The following is a 15117-nucleotide window of genomic DNA, read 5'->3' as shown; positions in this document are numbered from 1 at the left end:
CGTCAGCAGTCCACACAACCGGCCCCGGAGGTCCGTCACCGCACCCGACACCCACCCAGCCCGCCGCAGGCGCAACGGCGAGACGACCCGCGGCGCCGCAGACAGCCACGTGCGGGGCGCCGCAAAGCGCGCAACGGTGAGCGTGCCCCGCGGCGGGAAAGGCGGCTACGTGCGGGGCGCCGCAAAGCGCAACGGCGGCCGAGCCCCGCGGCGGGAAAGCCAGGTACGTGGGCGGCGCCGCAAAGCGCAGCGGAACGGCGGGAAAGCCAGGTACGTGGGCGGCCAGCCAAGCGCAGCGGAATGCGGAGGGGCCGTAGAAACGCCAGACTCGGGTACAGGGGCACATGTGGCGCATGCCGCATACGTGGAAGAAAACCTCTCATTGGAGGCCCGCCGTGCAGCGGCAACCGCATCCGCGCCGTGAGCGCACGCTCGACCGTGATCCGGAGCCCACGCGGCCGCCGGACCCGGGAGGCCCGCCGCCGAATCCCACCCCCGACCCGCTTCCCGGACCGCCGACCCCGCCGGGGCCCCCGGATCCCATCCCTCCGGAACCGTCGCCTATACCCCGTCCGCCCGGGCCCGACCCGGTCCCGGACCCGTCCCCCGCTCCCTCACCGCTTTCCTAGGAGGTGCTGACCATGGCCATCGCCACGGTCAACCCGGCCACCGGCGAGACCCTGAAGACCTTCGACGCGCTCAACGCGGGCGAGATCGAGGACCGCCTGGTCAGGGCGGAGCAGGCGTTCCAGCTCCACCGCACCACCAGCTTCGCCCGTCGCACGGAACTGCTGCTCAAGGCCGCCGACCTGCTGGAGGCCGATCAGGACGGCATTGCCCGCACGATGACCACAGAGATGGGAAAACCGCTGGCCCAGGCCCGTGCGGAGGCCGCGAAGTGCGTCAAGACCATGCGCTGGTACGCCCGCCACGCCGAGGGGCTGCTGGCCGACGAGCACCCCGATCCGGCGGACGTCGGCGATTCCGGGGCGATGCGTGCCGTGGTCCGTTACCGGCCGCTCGGCCCGGTCCTGGCGGTGATGCCGTGGAACTTCCCGCTCTGGCAGGTCGTACGGTTCGCCGCCCCGGCGCTGATGGCCGGCAACACCGGACTGCTCAAACACGCCTCGAACGTCCCGCAGACCGCCCTGTACATCGAGGAGCTGTTCCGCCGCGCCGGCTACCCCGAGGGCTGTTTCGAGACCCTGCTGATCGGCTCCGGCGCCGTCGAGGAGATCCTGCGGGACCCGCGGGTGGCCGCCGCGACGCTGACCGGCAGCGAGCCGGCCGGGCGCTCGGTGGCGTCCATCGCCGGTGACGAGGTCAAGAAGACCGTGCTGGAGCTCGGCGGCAGCGACCCGTTCGTGGTGCTGCCCTCCGCCGACCTCGACAAGGCGGCCAAGGTGGCGGTGACCGCGCGGGTGCAGAACAACGGGCAGTCCTGCATCGCGGCCAAGCGGTTCATCGTGCACGACGACGTCTACGACGCCTTCGCCGAGCGGTTCACCGAGCGGATGGCGGCACTGACCGTCGGCGACCCGATGGACGAGAACACCGACGTCGGACCGCTCTCCAGCGAGCAGGGCCGTTCGGACCTGGAGGAACTCGTCGACGACGCGGTCCACCAGGGCGCGACCGCGCTGTGCGGCGGCCGGCGGCCGCCCGAGCACCGGGCGGGCTGGTTCTACGAGCCCACGGTCCTGGCGGGCATCACCCCGACCATGCGCATCCACCACGAGGAGGCGTTCGGGCCGGTCGCCACGCTCTACCGGGTCGCCGATCTCGACGAGGCGATCGAGCTCGCCAACGACACCCCGTTCGGGCTGAGTTCCAACGCCTGGACCCGCGACCCCGACGAACAGGCCCGGCTGGCCCGGGACATCCAGGCCGGCGGTCTCTACTTCAACGGCATGACCGCCTCCCACCCCGGCCTGCCCTTCGGCGGCGCCAAGCGGTCCGGTTACGGGCGGGAACTGTCCGGCCACGGCATCAAGGAGTTCTGCAACATGACGACGCTCTGGTACGGGCCCGAGGAGTGAGCGGCCCGGCGGGGCGTCCCCGGCGGGGCGTCCCGGGGCCCACCCCCGGCGGGAGGTCCCCCGGCCGGGGGAGCACCGGTCACCGCCCCTGATCCGCCGCCTGATCCGCCGGCACCAGGAATTCGCACCACAGCGCCTTGCCGTTGCCCCGCGGCTCCGCGCCCCAGCGCTCCGCCAGCGCCTCGACCAGCAGCAGGCCCCGGCCCGAGGTGGCGGTCTCGCCGGGGCTGCGGCGGCGCGGCCACTGGCTGGAGCGGTCCTCGACCTCCAGCCGGATCCGGCGGGCGGCGCCGGGCAGGAGTTCCACGGTGACCAGGGCGCCGCTCTCGGTGTGGGTCAGGGCGTTGGCGATCAGCTCCGAGGCCGCCACCTCGACGTCGTGCAGGACGGCGCCCGCCCGCCACTGGTCCAGCGTGCGGCGCAGCGCCGAGCGGACCTCGGCGGCGCCCGCGGGATCGGCCTGGTGGACGTGCAGCCGCAGCCGCGGCGTGGTCACGGCGCCCGGGCCCGGCTCCCGGTGCAGCAGCAGGAGGGCCATGTCGTCCTCCGAGCCGGGATCGGCCCACAGCTGCGCCGAGAGGTGATCGGCCAGCTCCTCCAGGTCCGCGGGCCCGGTGCGGACCGCCTCGGACAGCGCCTCGATCCCGGCCGAGATGCCCCGGCCGGGCCGTTCGACCAGGCCGTCGGTGCACAGCAGCAGCGTCGACCCGGGCTCCAGGAAGAGCTGGGTCTCGGGGAAGTGGTCCGGCCCGAAGTGGGTGGCCAGCCCCAGCGGCAGCCCGCCGCGGACCTCCGGCCAGTCGATGTGCCGGGACGTGTTGCTGATCAGCGGGCCTAGATGGCCGGCCCGCGCCACGTGCAGCGCCCCCGACTCCAGGTCGGCCTGCACGTACGTGCAGGTGGCGAACCGTTCGGTGTCCAGCTCGGCCAGGAAGCGGGAGGCCCGCACCAGCACGGTTTCCGGGGTGTGTCCCTCGCTGGCGTACGCGCGCAGTGCGATCCGCAGCTGGCCCATCACGGCGGCGGCGTGCGTGTCGTGGCCCTGGACGTCACCGACGACGAGCCCGGTGCGGCCCTGCGGCAGCGCGATCACGTCGTACCAGTCGCCGCCGACGTCCCGGCCGACGCTCGCCGGGTGGTAGCGGACGGTGACCGCGCCGCCGGCGATGGGCGGGAGCCGGCGCGGCAGCATCGTCGCCTGCAGCCCGGTCGCGAGTTCCCGCTCCTGGTCGAACAGGGTCGCCCGCTGCACCGACTGCGCCACCACACCGGCCAGCGCCAGCGCCAGGTTCCGGGCCTCCGGCGACCGCACCGCCGGCTCGGCGTGGAACAGCCCCAGCGCCCCGAGCACGGTGTTCTGGGCGACCAGCGGCAGGAAGGCCGCGCCGCCCGCCGGCAGCAGGTCCGCGTACGGGCGCAGCCGCGGGTAGCGGGCGATCAGTTCGCCGCGGGTGCCGAGGAAGACGGGCCGCCGCAGGCGTGCCGCGTCGGACAGCGGCAGGGTGTCGTCCAGCCGGGTGTTCATCATGTCGTCGGGGACCTCGCCCAGCATCCCGGCGGCCGCGATGACCTCGAACCGCTCGTTCGCGACCAGGCCGAGCACCAGGCCGTCCGCCCCGAACCGGCGCGCCCCGCCGGTACCGGTCAGCACCCGCGTCACGTCCCGTACGGACAGCGCCCGGGACAGTGCGGCGGTGGTCTGCTGCACCATCACGGTCTGCCGCTGCCGCTCCTGCTGCAGCGAGCGCAGCAGCGCGGAGTCCGCCAGCTCGCCGGTCGCCTCCCGGACGATGCCGATGACCCGGTACGGCGTGCCCTCCGGGTCGTGCAGGATCCGCCCCTGCGAGTGCGTCCAGCGCCGCGTCCCGTCCCGGCACCGGACCCGGAAGTACGCGCCGTACGACGAGTGGCCGTCCCGGAGCGCCTGCGCGAGCGCCTCGTCCAGCCGCAGCCCCTCCTTGGCCGGCACCCGCCCGGCCAGGGACAACGGTGCGCCGTCGTATTCCCCCGGGCGCAGGTCGAAGACGTCCAGGGCGCCGGGGTCCAGTTCCATGAACCCGCGGTCCAGGTCCCAGTCGAAGGTGCCCATCCGGTTGAGCGAGAGCCGCTCGCGCAGCCCGATCGGTTCGTGCCGCGAGACCCCGGGAGCCTCCTCCTCGACCCGGCTCCAGTCCCGGTCCGTCCGGGGGTCGTAGCCCTCGTCGGACGGTCCGGCCGGCGGGGCCGTCATCGGGTGCCCCACCTCGTGGCCCGGGGGCGCGCGCCGTGTGGGCTCACCATGCGAACACCTTAGGCGGGGCCCGCGCACCCCGCATGTCCGGTGCGCCGGGCGGTGCCCGGGGTACGGAGAACGGGTGAGGGAGGGGAGGGGGAGGGGAGAGGGCGTGCCGGGGTGGGGAGCGGGCCGCCCCTGGCTCCTCCCAACTTCCCTGCCCATAGGGTTGCTTGACGCGACCGTTCACCTCCCGAACCCTGGATCCGGGCAGCCATCGGGGGTATGCCCGACTGCCCGCGGCACAGGAAGGCCCCGCCATGAGAGCGCGCGCCGTACGAGCCCGACGTCTCCGGCGTGCCCTGGCCTCGTCCGCGGCCGGGGCGGCCGGTCTCGCGGTGCTGTGGGTGGCCGCCGGGGCGCCGACGCCCCCGGACCGCGTGGGCCCGGCGCCGCACCGGATGCAGGTCTACCTCACCACCACCTCCGGCCCCGGCGGCCGGCACGTCGTCCAGGGCCTGCGGCGGCAGGCACCGCTCACCTTCCGGCCGGGCCGCGGCGGCTCCCTCACCGTCGATCCGTCTCGGACCTACCAGCGGTTCGAGGGCGGCGGCGCCTCGTTCACCGACACCGCCGCCTGGCTGGTGAACAGCAGCGGCGCGCTCGGTGCCGCGGCCCGCGCGACGGTCCTGCGCAAGCTGTTCGACCCGGACGACGGCATCGGCCTCGGCTTCCTCCGCAACCCGATGGGCGCCTCCGACCTCGCCCGCTCCGGCTACACCTACGACGACCTGCCCGCCGGCCGGACCGACCCGGGCCTTAGGCACTTCTCCGTCGCCCACGACCTCGCCGACGTCCTGCCGCTGACCGCCCGCGCCCGCCGGCTCAACCCGGCGCTGAAGGTGATGGCCACGCCCTGGACCGCGCCCGCCTGGATGAAGGACAACGGCCGGCTCGACCAGGGCCGGCTGCGGCCGGAGTTCTCCAGCGCCTACGCCCGCTATTTCGTGCAGTACCTCCGCGCCTACCGCGACCACGGGGTGCCGGTCGACTACGTCTCCGTGCAGAACGAGCCCACCTGCTGCGCCGGTTACCCGTCCATGTGGTGGACCGGCGCCTCCCTCGCCGACTTCACGAAGCACGACCTGCTGCCCGCGCTGCGCCGGGCAGCCCTGCCCACCAAGGTCCTCGCCCTGGACTGGAACTGGGACCGCTACGACGCCTTCGCCCGGCCCACCGTCGACGATCCGGCCGTCCGCCGCCATCCCAACTTCGGCGGGCTGGCCTGGCACGGTTACGGCGGCACGGTCACCAAGCAGACCCGGGTGCACGACCGTTACCCGGGCCTGGCCGTCCACGACACCGAGCACTCCGGCGGCCGGTGGACCGCCAACCAGCACAAGCAGGACATGCGCGACCTCATCGACTACACCCGCAACTGGGGCAGCAGCTGGACGAAGTGGTCGCTCGCCGTGGACCAGAACCACGGTCCGCACCAGGGCGGTTGCTCCGACTGCACCGGGCTGATCACCGTCCACCACGGCGACGACCGCAGCGGCCGGGTCGACTACACCGTCGAGTACTACACGATGGGTCACCTCACCAAGTTCGTGAAACCCGGCGCCCGCCGCATCGCCTCGTCCGGTCCGGCCGCCCTCCCCAACGTCGCCTGGCGCAACCCCGACGGCTCCACCGTCCTGATCGCCTACAACGACACCGCCACCCCCCGGCCCGCCGGCATCAACTGGGCCCACCGGCACACCGGTTACGTACTCCCGCCCGGTGCCTCGGCCACCTTCACCTGGTAGGAGGCCCGCCCCAGCCGGCGGCACGGCGTGTTCGGCGGGTACTGCCCTGCCGTCCCCTCGCGCCGGCAGGGCTCGCACCCGGCGGACCGGCCGTCAGGCGTGCGCCCCGGCCGGCGCGGCGACCGGGCGGGTGTGGCGGGCGCGGTGGGCCAGGGTGGCCTTGCGGGTCGCCACGTCGACGGTGTACGCGTCGATCGTCAGCCGGGCGCCGGCCACCTTCAGCAGCATGAAGCCGTGGTCGGAGAAGTTCTGCCAGGCCGCCGGGTGGGAGAAGTGGGCCTTGCCGTCCTCCGTCTTGGCGGACGCCCCGCACACCACCTGGCGGGTGCCGCCGGTGCGCGCGGTCGGCTCCAGGATCTGCAGGGTGTGGTCGTGCCCGGACAGGATCAGATCGGCCCGCCCGCACACCACCTTCTCGTACATGTCCTTGAGGTGGACGCCGCTGGTGTAGTTCCCGATCTCGAAACCGTCGTACGAACCGGCGCTGCCGTGCTTGCCGTTGTTGAGGTAGGGGTGGTGGCCGATCACCACCTTCCAGCGCGCCCGCGAGGTCCGCAGCGCCTCGTCCAGCCAGCTGCGCTGGGCGCGCATGTACGGGCCGTCCCAGCGGTAGTACGGGTCGAGCTGGGCGACGTACGAGGACCAGGGAATGGTGTCGAGGGCGAAGAACTCCACCAGCGGGTCGGCGGCGGGCAGCGGCACGCGGTAGTAACGGGCCGGCATGTACCAGCGCTTCGAGGTCCGGGCGTAGGAGACCTCACGGTCCCCGCGCGAGGGGTCGCCGCCGCTGCCGGGTATCAGCCCCGAGCAGTCGTGGTTGCCCAGCACCATCAGCCAGGGCACGTCGATGCCGTTGTTCGGCTTCTCGAACTTGTCCTGGAACTCGGAGTCGTGGTCGGACTCCGGCCCGTTCTCGTAGATGTTGTCGCCGAGCCCGACCGCCAGGCCGACCCCCTCGCTGCGGCAGACGTCGCGCGCGGCGGCCGCCACCGCGTACTGCGCCTCGTCCCCGGTCCCGGCGTCACCGGTGACCAGGATGGCGAACTCACCCTTCCCGTTGGGCCGTTCGGGGAACGGGAAGGCTCCCGGCACACCGGGGCGGGGGGCGGCCGACGCGGGGGACTGGCCCGGCGAGGGCAGCACCGCCAGCGCGGCACCGGCCATCGCGCCGCCCAGCAGCGTCCGCCGGTTCACCCACTGCGGCACCCGCCCCGTCGTCGGCACCGGCGCCGCCCCGGCACCCGCCGCCTCCGCGCCGGCCCGCAGCCACTCCCGCTCGGTCATGTCCGCCTGCGGCGGGATCAGTTCGTCTTCACACATGCCTGGTTTTTCTCATGATCGGCAGGGGTGAAGGTGACGAAAAGATGAAGCGGAGGTGGACGTATGGCGATCGGCGGCACCTTTGCTACGCGTCGGTAACTACCCGTCCCCGTACGGCATCAGGCGGTGAGAAAAGCGGAGGCAGCGACCCCCGTCAGTCGTTGGCGAGCCGGCGCAGGGTGCGGCCGAGGCGACGGACGTAGAGCCGCTGGAACACCGGGACGAGCGGGCCGCCGAGCCGGGTGACGGCCCGTACGGGGCGGCTGAACGCGGTCACCGTGAACCACACCGTGCCGTCGTCGCGCAGCTCGGCCAGGAACGCCTCCTCGCCGCACTCGGGGTGCCCCTCCCGGGTCCCGTACGCGAAGCCGATCCGGTCCGCCTCGTCCGCCGTCCACACCACCCGGCAGGGCGCCCGCAGCCGCAGCGGGCCGACCCCCAGGGACACCTCGACGGCCACGCCCGGGGCGGCCCGCGGGGCGTCGGACCGGATGCCGGTGCCCGCCGCCCGGTGCATCCGGAAGGTGGTGATGGCCTCACCCGCCGCGGCGAGCACCGCGCGGCCCCGGCCGATCGGCAGCTCCTCGTGGAGGTGGTCGTACCCGGGCGGCAGCGGCGAGCGCCCGGTGGCGCCCACCTCGGGATAGGTCAGGTCGGTCAGGTCCGTCATGAACGGCGACGCTACGCGGGCCGCCGCAAGTGATCAACAACGTTCGCCCGGGCGAGGAACGCCTCCACGGTCCGGACGAAGAAGGCCGGGTCGTCGAGCCACGGGTAGTGCCCGGCGCCCGGCTGGACGGTCAGCTCGGCGGTGGGGAGCAACCCGGCGATGGTGGCGGCGATCCGGGGCAGCGGACCGCCGTCCAGCTCACCGGCCAGGAAGAGCACCGGAGCCCGCAGCGCGGCGAGCGCGGCACGGGTGGCGGCGGGCTCGAAGGCGCCGGCCGACGCGTAGTGCTCCCCGGCCTCGTCGTTGGTCTGCGCGACCTCGGCCGCCGCGTGCGCCTGCGCGGCCGCGTCCCACCGCCCGTAGAAGAACGGCATGGCGGCGTCCCACTGCTCGTCGGTCGCGGTGCCGGCCCAGACGGCTTCGAAGGCGCCGTGCGCGGACCCGTACCACGGTTCGGCCTTCCGCAGCGCCGCGGCCTCCAGGCGGTGCTCGGTGGTGAAGTCGACGCCGAGCGCCCGGCCCCGCGCGTTGCTCAGCACCAGCGCACGGATCCGCTCGGGATACCGTGCCGCGTACCCGAGCGCCAGGTCGCCGGCCGCCGAGTGCGCCAGCAGATCGGCCCGCTCCAGGCCGAGGTGCCGGCGCAGCGCCTCGACGTCGTCGGCCTGCCGGTCGCAGCGGTAGCCGGCCGGGACGGCCGGGACGGCGGAGTCGCCGGTGCCGCGCAGGTCGAGCAGCACCAGCTGCCGGTGCGCCGACAGCCCCCCGAGGTCACCGAGGTAGGCGGAGGCCCGCATCGGGCCGCCCGGCAGGCAGAGCAGCGGTTCTCCCTCGCCCAGCAGGTGATAGCTGAGCTCGGTCCCGTCGGGCGCGGTGAAGGTGGTGGCAGGCATGGCGCCATCCTCCGCACCGCCCGGTGATCATGGCAAGGGGGTTACGGGACTACCGGGTTACGGGAGCTGCGCACCGGAGTCGCCGGGCGCCGCGCGGCCGCCCGGCTCCCCGGCCGGTGCGCCGTGCCGTCCCGCGCCCGCGGCGAAGCGTGCCGCACCCTGCAGTGCCTCGGCCAACACCGCCTGGCCGTAACGGAGTTCGTCGGCCATCGCGGCCGCCTCGGCCCTGCCCTCCTGGTCCAGCAGGGACGCCCGGTCGCTGCGCAGACACGCCTGCGGGAAGCGGGCGAGCTCCGCGGCCAGCGCCTCCGCCTCCGCGCGGGCCGTACCGGTCGGCACCACGCGGTTGGCCAGCCCGATCGCCAGCGCCTCTGAGGCCGGCACCGGCCGGCCGGTCAGGACCAGGTCCATGGCCCGGCTCGCGCCGATCAGCCGGGGCAGCCGCACCGTACCGCCGTCGATCAGCGGCACGCCCCACCGCCGGCAGAACACCCCGAAGACCGCGTCCTCCTCGGCCACCCGCAGATCGCACCAGAGCGCCAGCTCCAGCCCGCCGGCCACCGCATGCCCCGCCACCGCCGCGATCACCGGCTTGCTCAGCCGCAGCCGGGTCGGCCCCATCGGCCCGTCGCCGTCCGCCGCCACGCGATTGCCCCGCTCGGTGCCCACCTCCTTCAGGTCGGCGCCCGAGCAGAACGTCCCGCCCGCGCCCCACAGCACCGCCGTCCGCGCCCCGTCGTACTCCTCGAACTCCCGGAAGGCCGCGGCGAGTTGGCGTGCGGTGGCGCCGTCCACGGCATTGCGGCGGTCCGGTCGCGACAGCACCACCGTCGTCACCGGCCCGGCGCGCTCCACCCGTACGGACATCAGGCCTTGCCCCCGACGGCCGCGACCCCGGCCGCCGCGACCGTGCTGTCCCCGGCCGCCGCGTCCGGCGTCCACGGCCGGACCCGTTCGAGGATCGCCGTCAGACCGGCGCCGGCCGGCAGCGTGCCGTACGCATGGCCCCACTCCCCGCCGAGCCGGGTCGCGCAGAACGCATCGGCCAGCGCCGGATCGCTGTGCCGGACCAGCAGCGAACCCTGCAGCACCAGCGCCATCCGTTCCGCCAGCGAACGCGCCATCAGCTGCGCCCGCTCCGGCCCGGAGAGTTCGCCGAGCAGCTTGCGCAGCCCGGCCACCGCCGCGTCCAGCCGCCGGTCGGCGCCCGCCGCCTGCTCCACCTCGGCGAAGAACGCGTCCAGCGCGGCCGGTTCCCGGCCCAGCGCCCGCAGCACGTCGAGCGCGGCCACATTGCCCGAGCCCTCCCAGATCGACAGCAGCGGCGCCTCCCGGTAGAGGCGCGGCAGGCCGGAGTCCTCCACGTAGCCGTTGCCGCCCAGGCACTCCAGCGCCTCCGCGGCGTGCGTGCTGCCGCGCTTGCACACCCAGTACTTGCCGGCCGCCAGCGCCAGCCGGCGCAGCGCCGCCTCCTGCGCGTCCCCGGCCTGCGCCCCGTCCACCGCCGCCGCCAGCCGCAGGCCCAGCAGCGTCGCGGCCTCCGACTCGATCGCCAGGTCCGCGAGCACCGAGCGCATCAGCGGCTGCCGGTCCAGCTCCCGGCCGAACGCCCGCCGGTGCGCGGTGTGGTGCAGCGCCTGCCGCAGCCCCGCCCGCATCCCGGCCGCCGAGCCGAGCACACAGTCCAGCCGGGTCATGTTCACCATCTCGACGATGGTCCGCACCCCACGGCCCGGCTCGCCGACCGGCCAGGCCACCGCCTGCTCGTACTCGATCTCGGAGGACGCGTTGGAGCGGTTGCCCAGCTTGTCCTTCAGGCGCATCAGCCGCATCCCGTTGAGCGTGCCGTCCGGCAGCACCCGCGGTACGAGGAAACAGCCGAGCCCCTCCTCGGTCTGCGCCAGCGCCAGGAAGAGATCGCTCATCGGCGCCGAGGTGAACCACTTGTGACCGGTCAGGCGGTAGGTCCCGTCGCCGGCCGGCACCGCGCGCGTGGTGTTGGCCCGCACATCGGAGCCGCCCTGCTTCTCCGTCATCGACATGCCCGCGATCAGGCCCGACTTGGTGAGCGGGGCGCGCAGCCCGAAGTCGTAATGCCGGGCGGCCAGCAGCGGTTCGTACTGCGCGGCGAGCTCCGGCGCGGCGCGCAGCGCGGGCACGGCGGCGTACGTCATCGAGATGGGGCAGCCGTGCCCCGCCTCGGCCTGCGACCACACGTAGAACTTCGCGGCCCGCACCAGATGCGCCCCCGGGCGGTCATCGGTCCACGGCGCGGCGTGCAGGCCCTGCTCCACCGCCACGGTCATCAGCTGGTGCCAGGCCGGGTGGAACTCGACCTCGTCGACGCGGTGCCCGAACCGGTCGTGGGTGTGCAGCCGGGGCGGCTGCTGCTCCGCCCAGCGGGCCTGGTCCTGCACCGCCGCCGAACCGGCCAGCGCCCCGAGCGCGGTCACCTCCGGCTCGCCCCACCCGGCGCCGTACCGCCGGAGCGCCTCCAGCAGGGCCGGCTCGTCCGCCGTGCTGAACCCGGTCAGCGGCGGGGCCTGATTCACGACTTCATGGGTGACGGTCATACCCTCGACATTACAGAATCCGAACACCCGAGAGAAGTATGTAATATCGCCGCTGCGTCGGCCACCGGCCACCGGGCCGCCCACCGCCGCCCCGTAAACTCCAGCCACCCATGAACCCCCAGCCACGCATGAACGACGACGGCCCCACCCTCCTCGACCGACCGCGGCCGCTCACCGCCCGCTCGATCGTGCTGAGCACCCTCCTCGGCCACCATCCGCCGCGCCTGCCCGCACGCGCCCTGGTACGGGTCGGCGAGCTCTTCGGCGTCGCCGAGGGCACCGTCCGGGTCGCCCTGTCCCGCATGGTCGCCGCCGGTGACCTGCGGCAGACCGGCGGCACCTACGCCCTCACCAGCCGCCTCCTGGCCCGCCAGGCCCGCCAGGACGAGAGCCGGACCCCGCGCACCCGCCGCTGGCACGGGGACTGGGAGATCGCCGTCGTCACCACGGCCGAACGCCGCCCCGCCGCGGAGCGCACCGCGCTGCGGCAGGCCATGGCGGGCCTCCGGCTGGCCGAACTCCGCGAGGGCAGCTGGCTGCGCCCCGCCAACCTCGACCGGCCCCGCCCCGCGGTCGCCGCCGAACAGTGCACCTGGTTCACCGGCACCCCGGACGACGACCCGGCCGCACTCACCGCCCGGCTCTGGGACCTCGACGCCTGGGCGGCCCACGCCCGCGCCCTGATGACCGCGCTGGACCGCGCCGACACCCTCGCCGACCGCTTCACCATCGCCGCGGCCGCCCTCCGCCACCTCCTCGCCGACCCCCTCCTCCCCGCCGCCCTCCTCCCTCCCGACTGGCCCGGCGCCCCGCTCCGCACCCACTACGCCCGCTTCGAAGCAGACCTCCGGGAAGCGCTTCGCCCGTACGTGTCCGACTAGCGGCAGGCACCTCTAGGAGGCCGGGAGTTCGACCCGTACGGTCAGCCCGCCACCCTCGCGCGGCTCGGTGGTGAGGGTGCCGTCGTGTGCGCGGACCACCGAGCGGACGATGGACAGGCCCAGACCGACGCCCTTGTCGCTGCCGGTGCGCTCGGTGCGCAGCCGGCGGAACGGCTCGAAGAGGTTCTCCACCTCATAGGCGGGGACCACCGGCCCGGTGTTGGTGACCACCAGCACCGCACACCCCGGCTGCGGCTCGGCGCTGACCTCGACCCAGCCGTCGGGCACGTTGTAGCGCACCGCGTTCTGCACCAGATTCAGCGCGATCCGCTCCAGCAGCACGCCGTTGCCCTGCACGAAGGCCTGCTGGCGCACCCCGCGCAGCGCGATGCCCTTGGCCTGCGCCTCCTCGCGGATCTGGTCCACGGCCTGAGCGGCGACCTCCGAGAGATCGACCGGCTTCTTGTCCACCACCTTGTTCTCACTGCGCGCCAGCAACAGCAGGCCCTCCACGAGCTGCTCACTGCGCTCGTTGGTGGCCAGCAGCGTCTTGCCCAGCTGCGCCAGCTCCGGCGAGGCATCCGGATCGGCCAGCTGCACCTCCAGCAACGTCCGGTTGATCGCCAACGGCGTCCGCAGCTCGTGCGAGGCATTGGCCACGAACCGCCGCTGCGACTCGAACGCCCGGTCCAGCCGGTCCAGCATCTCGTCGAAGGTGTCCGCCAGCTCCTTGAGCTCGTCGTCCGGACCCCCCAGCTCGATCCGCCGGTGCAGATCCGACCCGGCCACCCGCTGCGCGGTCCGCGTGATCCGCCCCAACGGCGACAACACCCGCCCCGCCATCGCATAACCGAACGCGAACGCCACCACCGTCAGCCCCAGCAACGCCAGCAACGAACGGTTCACGAAGTCGGCCGGCGCCGGCGCCCCGTGCACCCGGAGGCAGTCACCGATCAGCGCATCGATCACGACCCCGGCCACCAGGAACATGCCGCCGTACAGCAGCGTCAGCCGCACCCGGATCGTCGGCCGCAACCACGGCGCCGGCCGACGGGGGTGATCGGCGGCGGGTGCGCGCACGACTGGTCCTCCCTCAGATGCCCCACAGCGCGGGGCAGTTGCCACGTCGCACCCATCCTGCGCAAATGAGTGGTAAACCGGCGGTAAGGAAGGAATGCGTGATGCCTGCAGGACTGTTGCCGCGGTGTTTCGGAGCGGGCGGGCGACAGAACGGGGCGGGGCAGCGGGGCCCGGCGTTCAGAGGGGGAGGGCGCAGACCGGGAGCGGTGCGGCGAAGGGTTCGCCGGTGGGGGTCAGGGTTCCGGTGCGGGCCGTGACGGAGAAGACCGTGACCGTGCCCGACTTCTGGTTGGCCGCGAACAGCCACCGCTCGTCCGGGGAGAAGGCGAGGTGCCGGGGGAAGTCGCCGCCCACCGGCACGGTGTCCAGCAGGACGAGCCGCGCCCCGCCCGCCGCGACGGCGTAACGGGTGAGGCTGTTGTGGCCACGATTGGCGAGGAACGCGTAGCGGCCGTTGGCGGTGACCAGGATCTGGGCCGGATAGCTGGTGCCGGCGCCGGTCCCGGTGGACTGCGGTGCGCCGGGTGTCAGGCGCCCGGTCCGGCGGTCGTAGCCGCAGACGACCACCGTGTTGTCCACCTCGTTGGCCAGGTAGGCGAAGTCTCCGGTGGGGTGGAAGGTGAGGTGCCGGGGGCCGGCGCCGGGGCGCAGTGACGCGGCCGACACCTGGGTGAGTTTCCCGGCCGTGGGATCGAGCCGGTAGCTGTAGACGGTGTCGTTGCCGAGGTCGACGGCCAGGACGTGGCGGCCGTCGGGGCTGGTGATGATCTGGTGGGCGTGCGGTCCGTCCTGGCCGGGGCCGGGCGGGGGCGCGCTGTGGGTGACCAGGTCCGTGCGCGGGCCGAGCGCTCCGGTGGCCCGGTCGACGGGGTGGACGGCCACGCTGCCCGAGAGGTAGTTGGCGCTCAGCAGCCAGCGGCCGCCGGGATGCACCGACAGGTGGCAGGGGCCGGCCCCGCCGGTGGACCGGGCGCCCAGCACGGTGGGCGGGCCGTCCGGGGGCATCGCCAGGGCGGTCACCCGGCCCTCCTGCTGCTCGTCGACCGCGTAGAGGGTGCGGCCGGACGGGGCGAGGGCGAGGTAGGACGGGTCGGGGACGCCGGTGACCACGCCGGTGGCGGTGATCCGGCCGGTCGTGGTGTCGTACCTGGCGAGGCCGATACCGGTGCCGCCGCCCTCCTTCGAGGTGTAGGTGCCCAGGTAGAGCGGGCGGGTACCGTGCGGTCGGCGGCCGGCGGCGCGTCCGGCCGGGGCGGGCGCCGCGTCGCCGACGGTCAGCTCGCGCGCGCCGGCGGCCGTGGCCACCCCCGCCGCCCCCGCCGCCACGGTTCCGAGGAACCGGCGGCGGCCGATCCCGGGTCCGGCCGCCGCCTCCGTACGCGAATCCGTGCGCGCTTCCGTCATGGGAGCAGGGTGGCCCGGCCCGCCCGCGTCGGCAAGAGCTGCAACCCGAATTGCGGAGCGTGCAACGGCGGGGAACGCGTCCGCGCCTTGCCCTCTCGGGGTTCGACCCTGAGAGACCCGTACATCCCGAAGATGATCAGGCACCCCCGGCGTAGCACTCCAGTTGTACGGAAGGACCCATACGTGGGTTGATTCGCCGGACCCCCGATCGCTCGTACTTTCGTGATCAAGCACGGA

At 74.1% G+C, this 15117-nt stretch carries 10 protein-coding genes and 1 pseudogene; 3 read left to right on the top strand and 8 right to left on the bottom strand.

Annotation, left to right across the window (positions count from 1 at the left end):
- The first annotated feature begins 641 nt into the window (after nucleotides 1-641).
- Nucleotides 642-2039: an NADP-dependent succinic semialdehyde dehydrogenase gene (locus ACGF4C_RS18705; RefSeq protein ID WP_393567513.1), complete on the top strand. Its 1398-nt coding sequence runs from the start codon at nucleotides 642-644 to the stop codon at nucleotides 2037-2039.
- Nucleotides 2040-2118: 79 nt separating this feature from the next.
- Here the strand turns inward: ACGF4C_RS18705 and ACGF4C_RS18700 are convergent, their stop codons facing one another.
- Nucleotides 2119-4269 carry a SpoIIE family protein phosphatase gene (locus ACGF4C_RS18700; protein ID WP_393567512.1) on the bottom strand — a complete coding sequence of 717 codons (2151 nt, stop codon included), beginning with the start codon at nucleotides 4267-4269 and terminating at the stop codon, nucleotides 2119-2121.
- A 302-nt stretch (nucleotides 4270-4571) separates the two neighbouring features.
- Here ACGF4C_RS18700 and ACGF4C_RS18695 point away from each other — a divergent pair.
- Nucleotides 4572-6056 (top strand): annotated as a pseudogene (locus ACGF4C_RS18695) (glycoside hydrolase family 30 beta sandwich domain-containing protein); the annotation flags it as partial.
- Nucleotides 6057-6152: 96 nt separating this feature from the next.
- Here ACGF4C_RS18695 and ACGF4C_RS18690 read toward each other — a convergent pair.
- The 5 genes from ACGF4C_RS18690 to ACGF4C_RS18670 all read right to left on the bottom strand — a co-directional run bounded on the left by ACGF4C_RS18690 (nucleotide 6153) and on the right by ACGF4C_RS18670 (nucleotide 11515).
- Entirely contained in the window at nucleotides 6153-7379 is a 1227-nt protein-coding gene (locus ACGF4C_RS18690) for a metallophosphoesterase (RefSeq protein WP_393567510.1), read from the bottom strand.
- A 154-nt stretch (nucleotides 7380-7533) separates the two neighbouring features.
- The gene (locus tag ACGF4C_RS18685) at nucleotides 7534-8040 is read right to left on the bottom strand and encodes a DUF1990 family protein (protein ID WP_393567528.1); all 507 of its coding nucleotides are present in this window, start codon (nucleotides 8038-8040) and stop codon (nucleotides 7534-7536) included.
- Nucleotides 8041-8060: 20 nt separating this feature from the next.
- Nucleotides 8061-8942: an alpha/beta fold hydrolase gene (locus tag ACGF4C_RS18680; RefSeq protein ID WP_393567508.1), complete on the bottom strand. Its 882-nt coding sequence runs from the start codon at nucleotides 8940-8942 to the stop codon at nucleotides 8061-8063.
- A gap of 57 nt (nucleotides 8943-8999) precedes the next feature.
- Complete coding sequence (locus tag ACGF4C_RS18675; protein ID WP_393567506.1) at nucleotides 9000-9809, bottom strand: crotonase/enoyl-CoA hydratase family protein; 810 nt, start codon at nucleotides 9807-9809, stop codon at nucleotides 9000-9002.
- A complete protein-coding gene (locus ACGF4C_RS18670) occupies nucleotides 9809-11515 on the bottom strand; it encodes an acyl-CoA dehydrogenase family protein (protein WP_393567504.1) in 1707 nt (568 codons plus the stop codon). The genes ACGF4C_RS18675 and ACGF4C_RS18670 overlap by 1 nt, the downstream gene beginning before the upstream one ends.
- 110 nt (nucleotides 11516-11625) lie before the next feature.
- Between ACGF4C_RS18670 and ACGF4C_RS18665 the strand changes: the two genes are divergently transcribed.
- Nucleotides 11626-12396 (top strand): PaaX family transcriptional regulator C-terminal domain-containing protein, encoded by a 771-nt coding sequence (locus tag ACGF4C_RS18665; protein WP_393567503.1) that lies wholly within the window; start codon nucleotides 11626-11628, stop codon nucleotides 12394-12396.
- 12 nt (nucleotides 12397-12408) lie between these two features.
- Here the strand turns inward: ACGF4C_RS18665 and ACGF4C_RS18660 are convergent, their stop codons facing one another.
- A complete protein-coding gene (locus tag ACGF4C_RS18660) occupies nucleotides 12409-13476 on the bottom strand; it encodes a sensor histidine kinase (RefSeq protein WP_393567502.1) in 1068 nt (355 codons plus the stop codon).
- Nucleotides 13477-13653: 177 nt separating this feature from the next.
- The gene (locus ACGF4C_RS18655; protein ID WP_393567501.1) at nucleotides 13654-14880 is read right to left on the bottom strand and encodes a lactonase family protein; all 1227 of its coding nucleotides are present in this window, start codon (nucleotides 14878-14880) and stop codon (nucleotides 13654-13656) included.
- Nucleotides 14881-15117 lie beyond the last annotated feature (237 nt).

Origin of the sequence: Streptomyces sp. NPDC048197, assembly GCF_043202395.1 — a bacterium.
Lineage (GTDB): Bacteria > Actinomycetota > Actinomycetes > Streptomycetales > Streptomycetaceae > Streptomyces > Streptomyces siderophoricus.
This window is presented reverse-complemented; position numbering and strand designations above follow the sequence as displayed.

Excerpts from the sequence above, each read along its gene's own strand:
- ACGF4C_RS18705 (WP_393567513.1), top strand. The coding sequence starts at position 642 with ATGGCCATCGCCACGGTCAACCCGGCCACCGGCGAGACCCTGAAGACC.
- ACGF4C_RS18700 (WP_393567512.1), bottom strand. The coding sequence starts at position 4,269 with ATGACGGCCCCGCCGGCCGGACCGTCCGACGAGGGCTACGACCCCCGG.
- ACGF4C_RS18690 (WP_393567510.1), bottom strand. The coding sequence starts at position 7,379 with ATGTGTGAAGACGAACTGATCCCGCCGCAGGCGGACATGACCGAGCGG.
- ACGF4C_RS18680 (WP_393567508.1), bottom strand. The coding sequence starts at position 8,942 with ATGCCTGCCACCACCTTCACCGCGCCCGACGGGACCGAGCTCAGCTAT.
- ACGF4C_RS18675 (WP_393567506.1), bottom strand. The coding sequence starts at position 9,809 with ATGTCCGTACGGGTGGAGCGCGCCGGGCCGGTGACGACGGTGGTGCTG.
- ACGF4C_RS18670 (WP_393567504.1), bottom strand. The coding sequence starts at position 11,515 with ATGACCGTCACCCATGAAGTCGTGAATCAGGCCCCGCCGCTGACCGGG.
- ACGF4C_RS18665 (WP_393567503.1), top strand. The coding sequence starts at position 11,626 with ATGAACCCCCAGCCACGCATGAACGACGACGGCCCCACCCTCCTCGAC.
- ACGF4C_RS18655 (WP_393567501.1), bottom strand. The coding sequence starts at position 14,880 with ATGACGGAAGCGCGCACGGATTCGCGTACGGAGGCGGCGGCCGGACCC.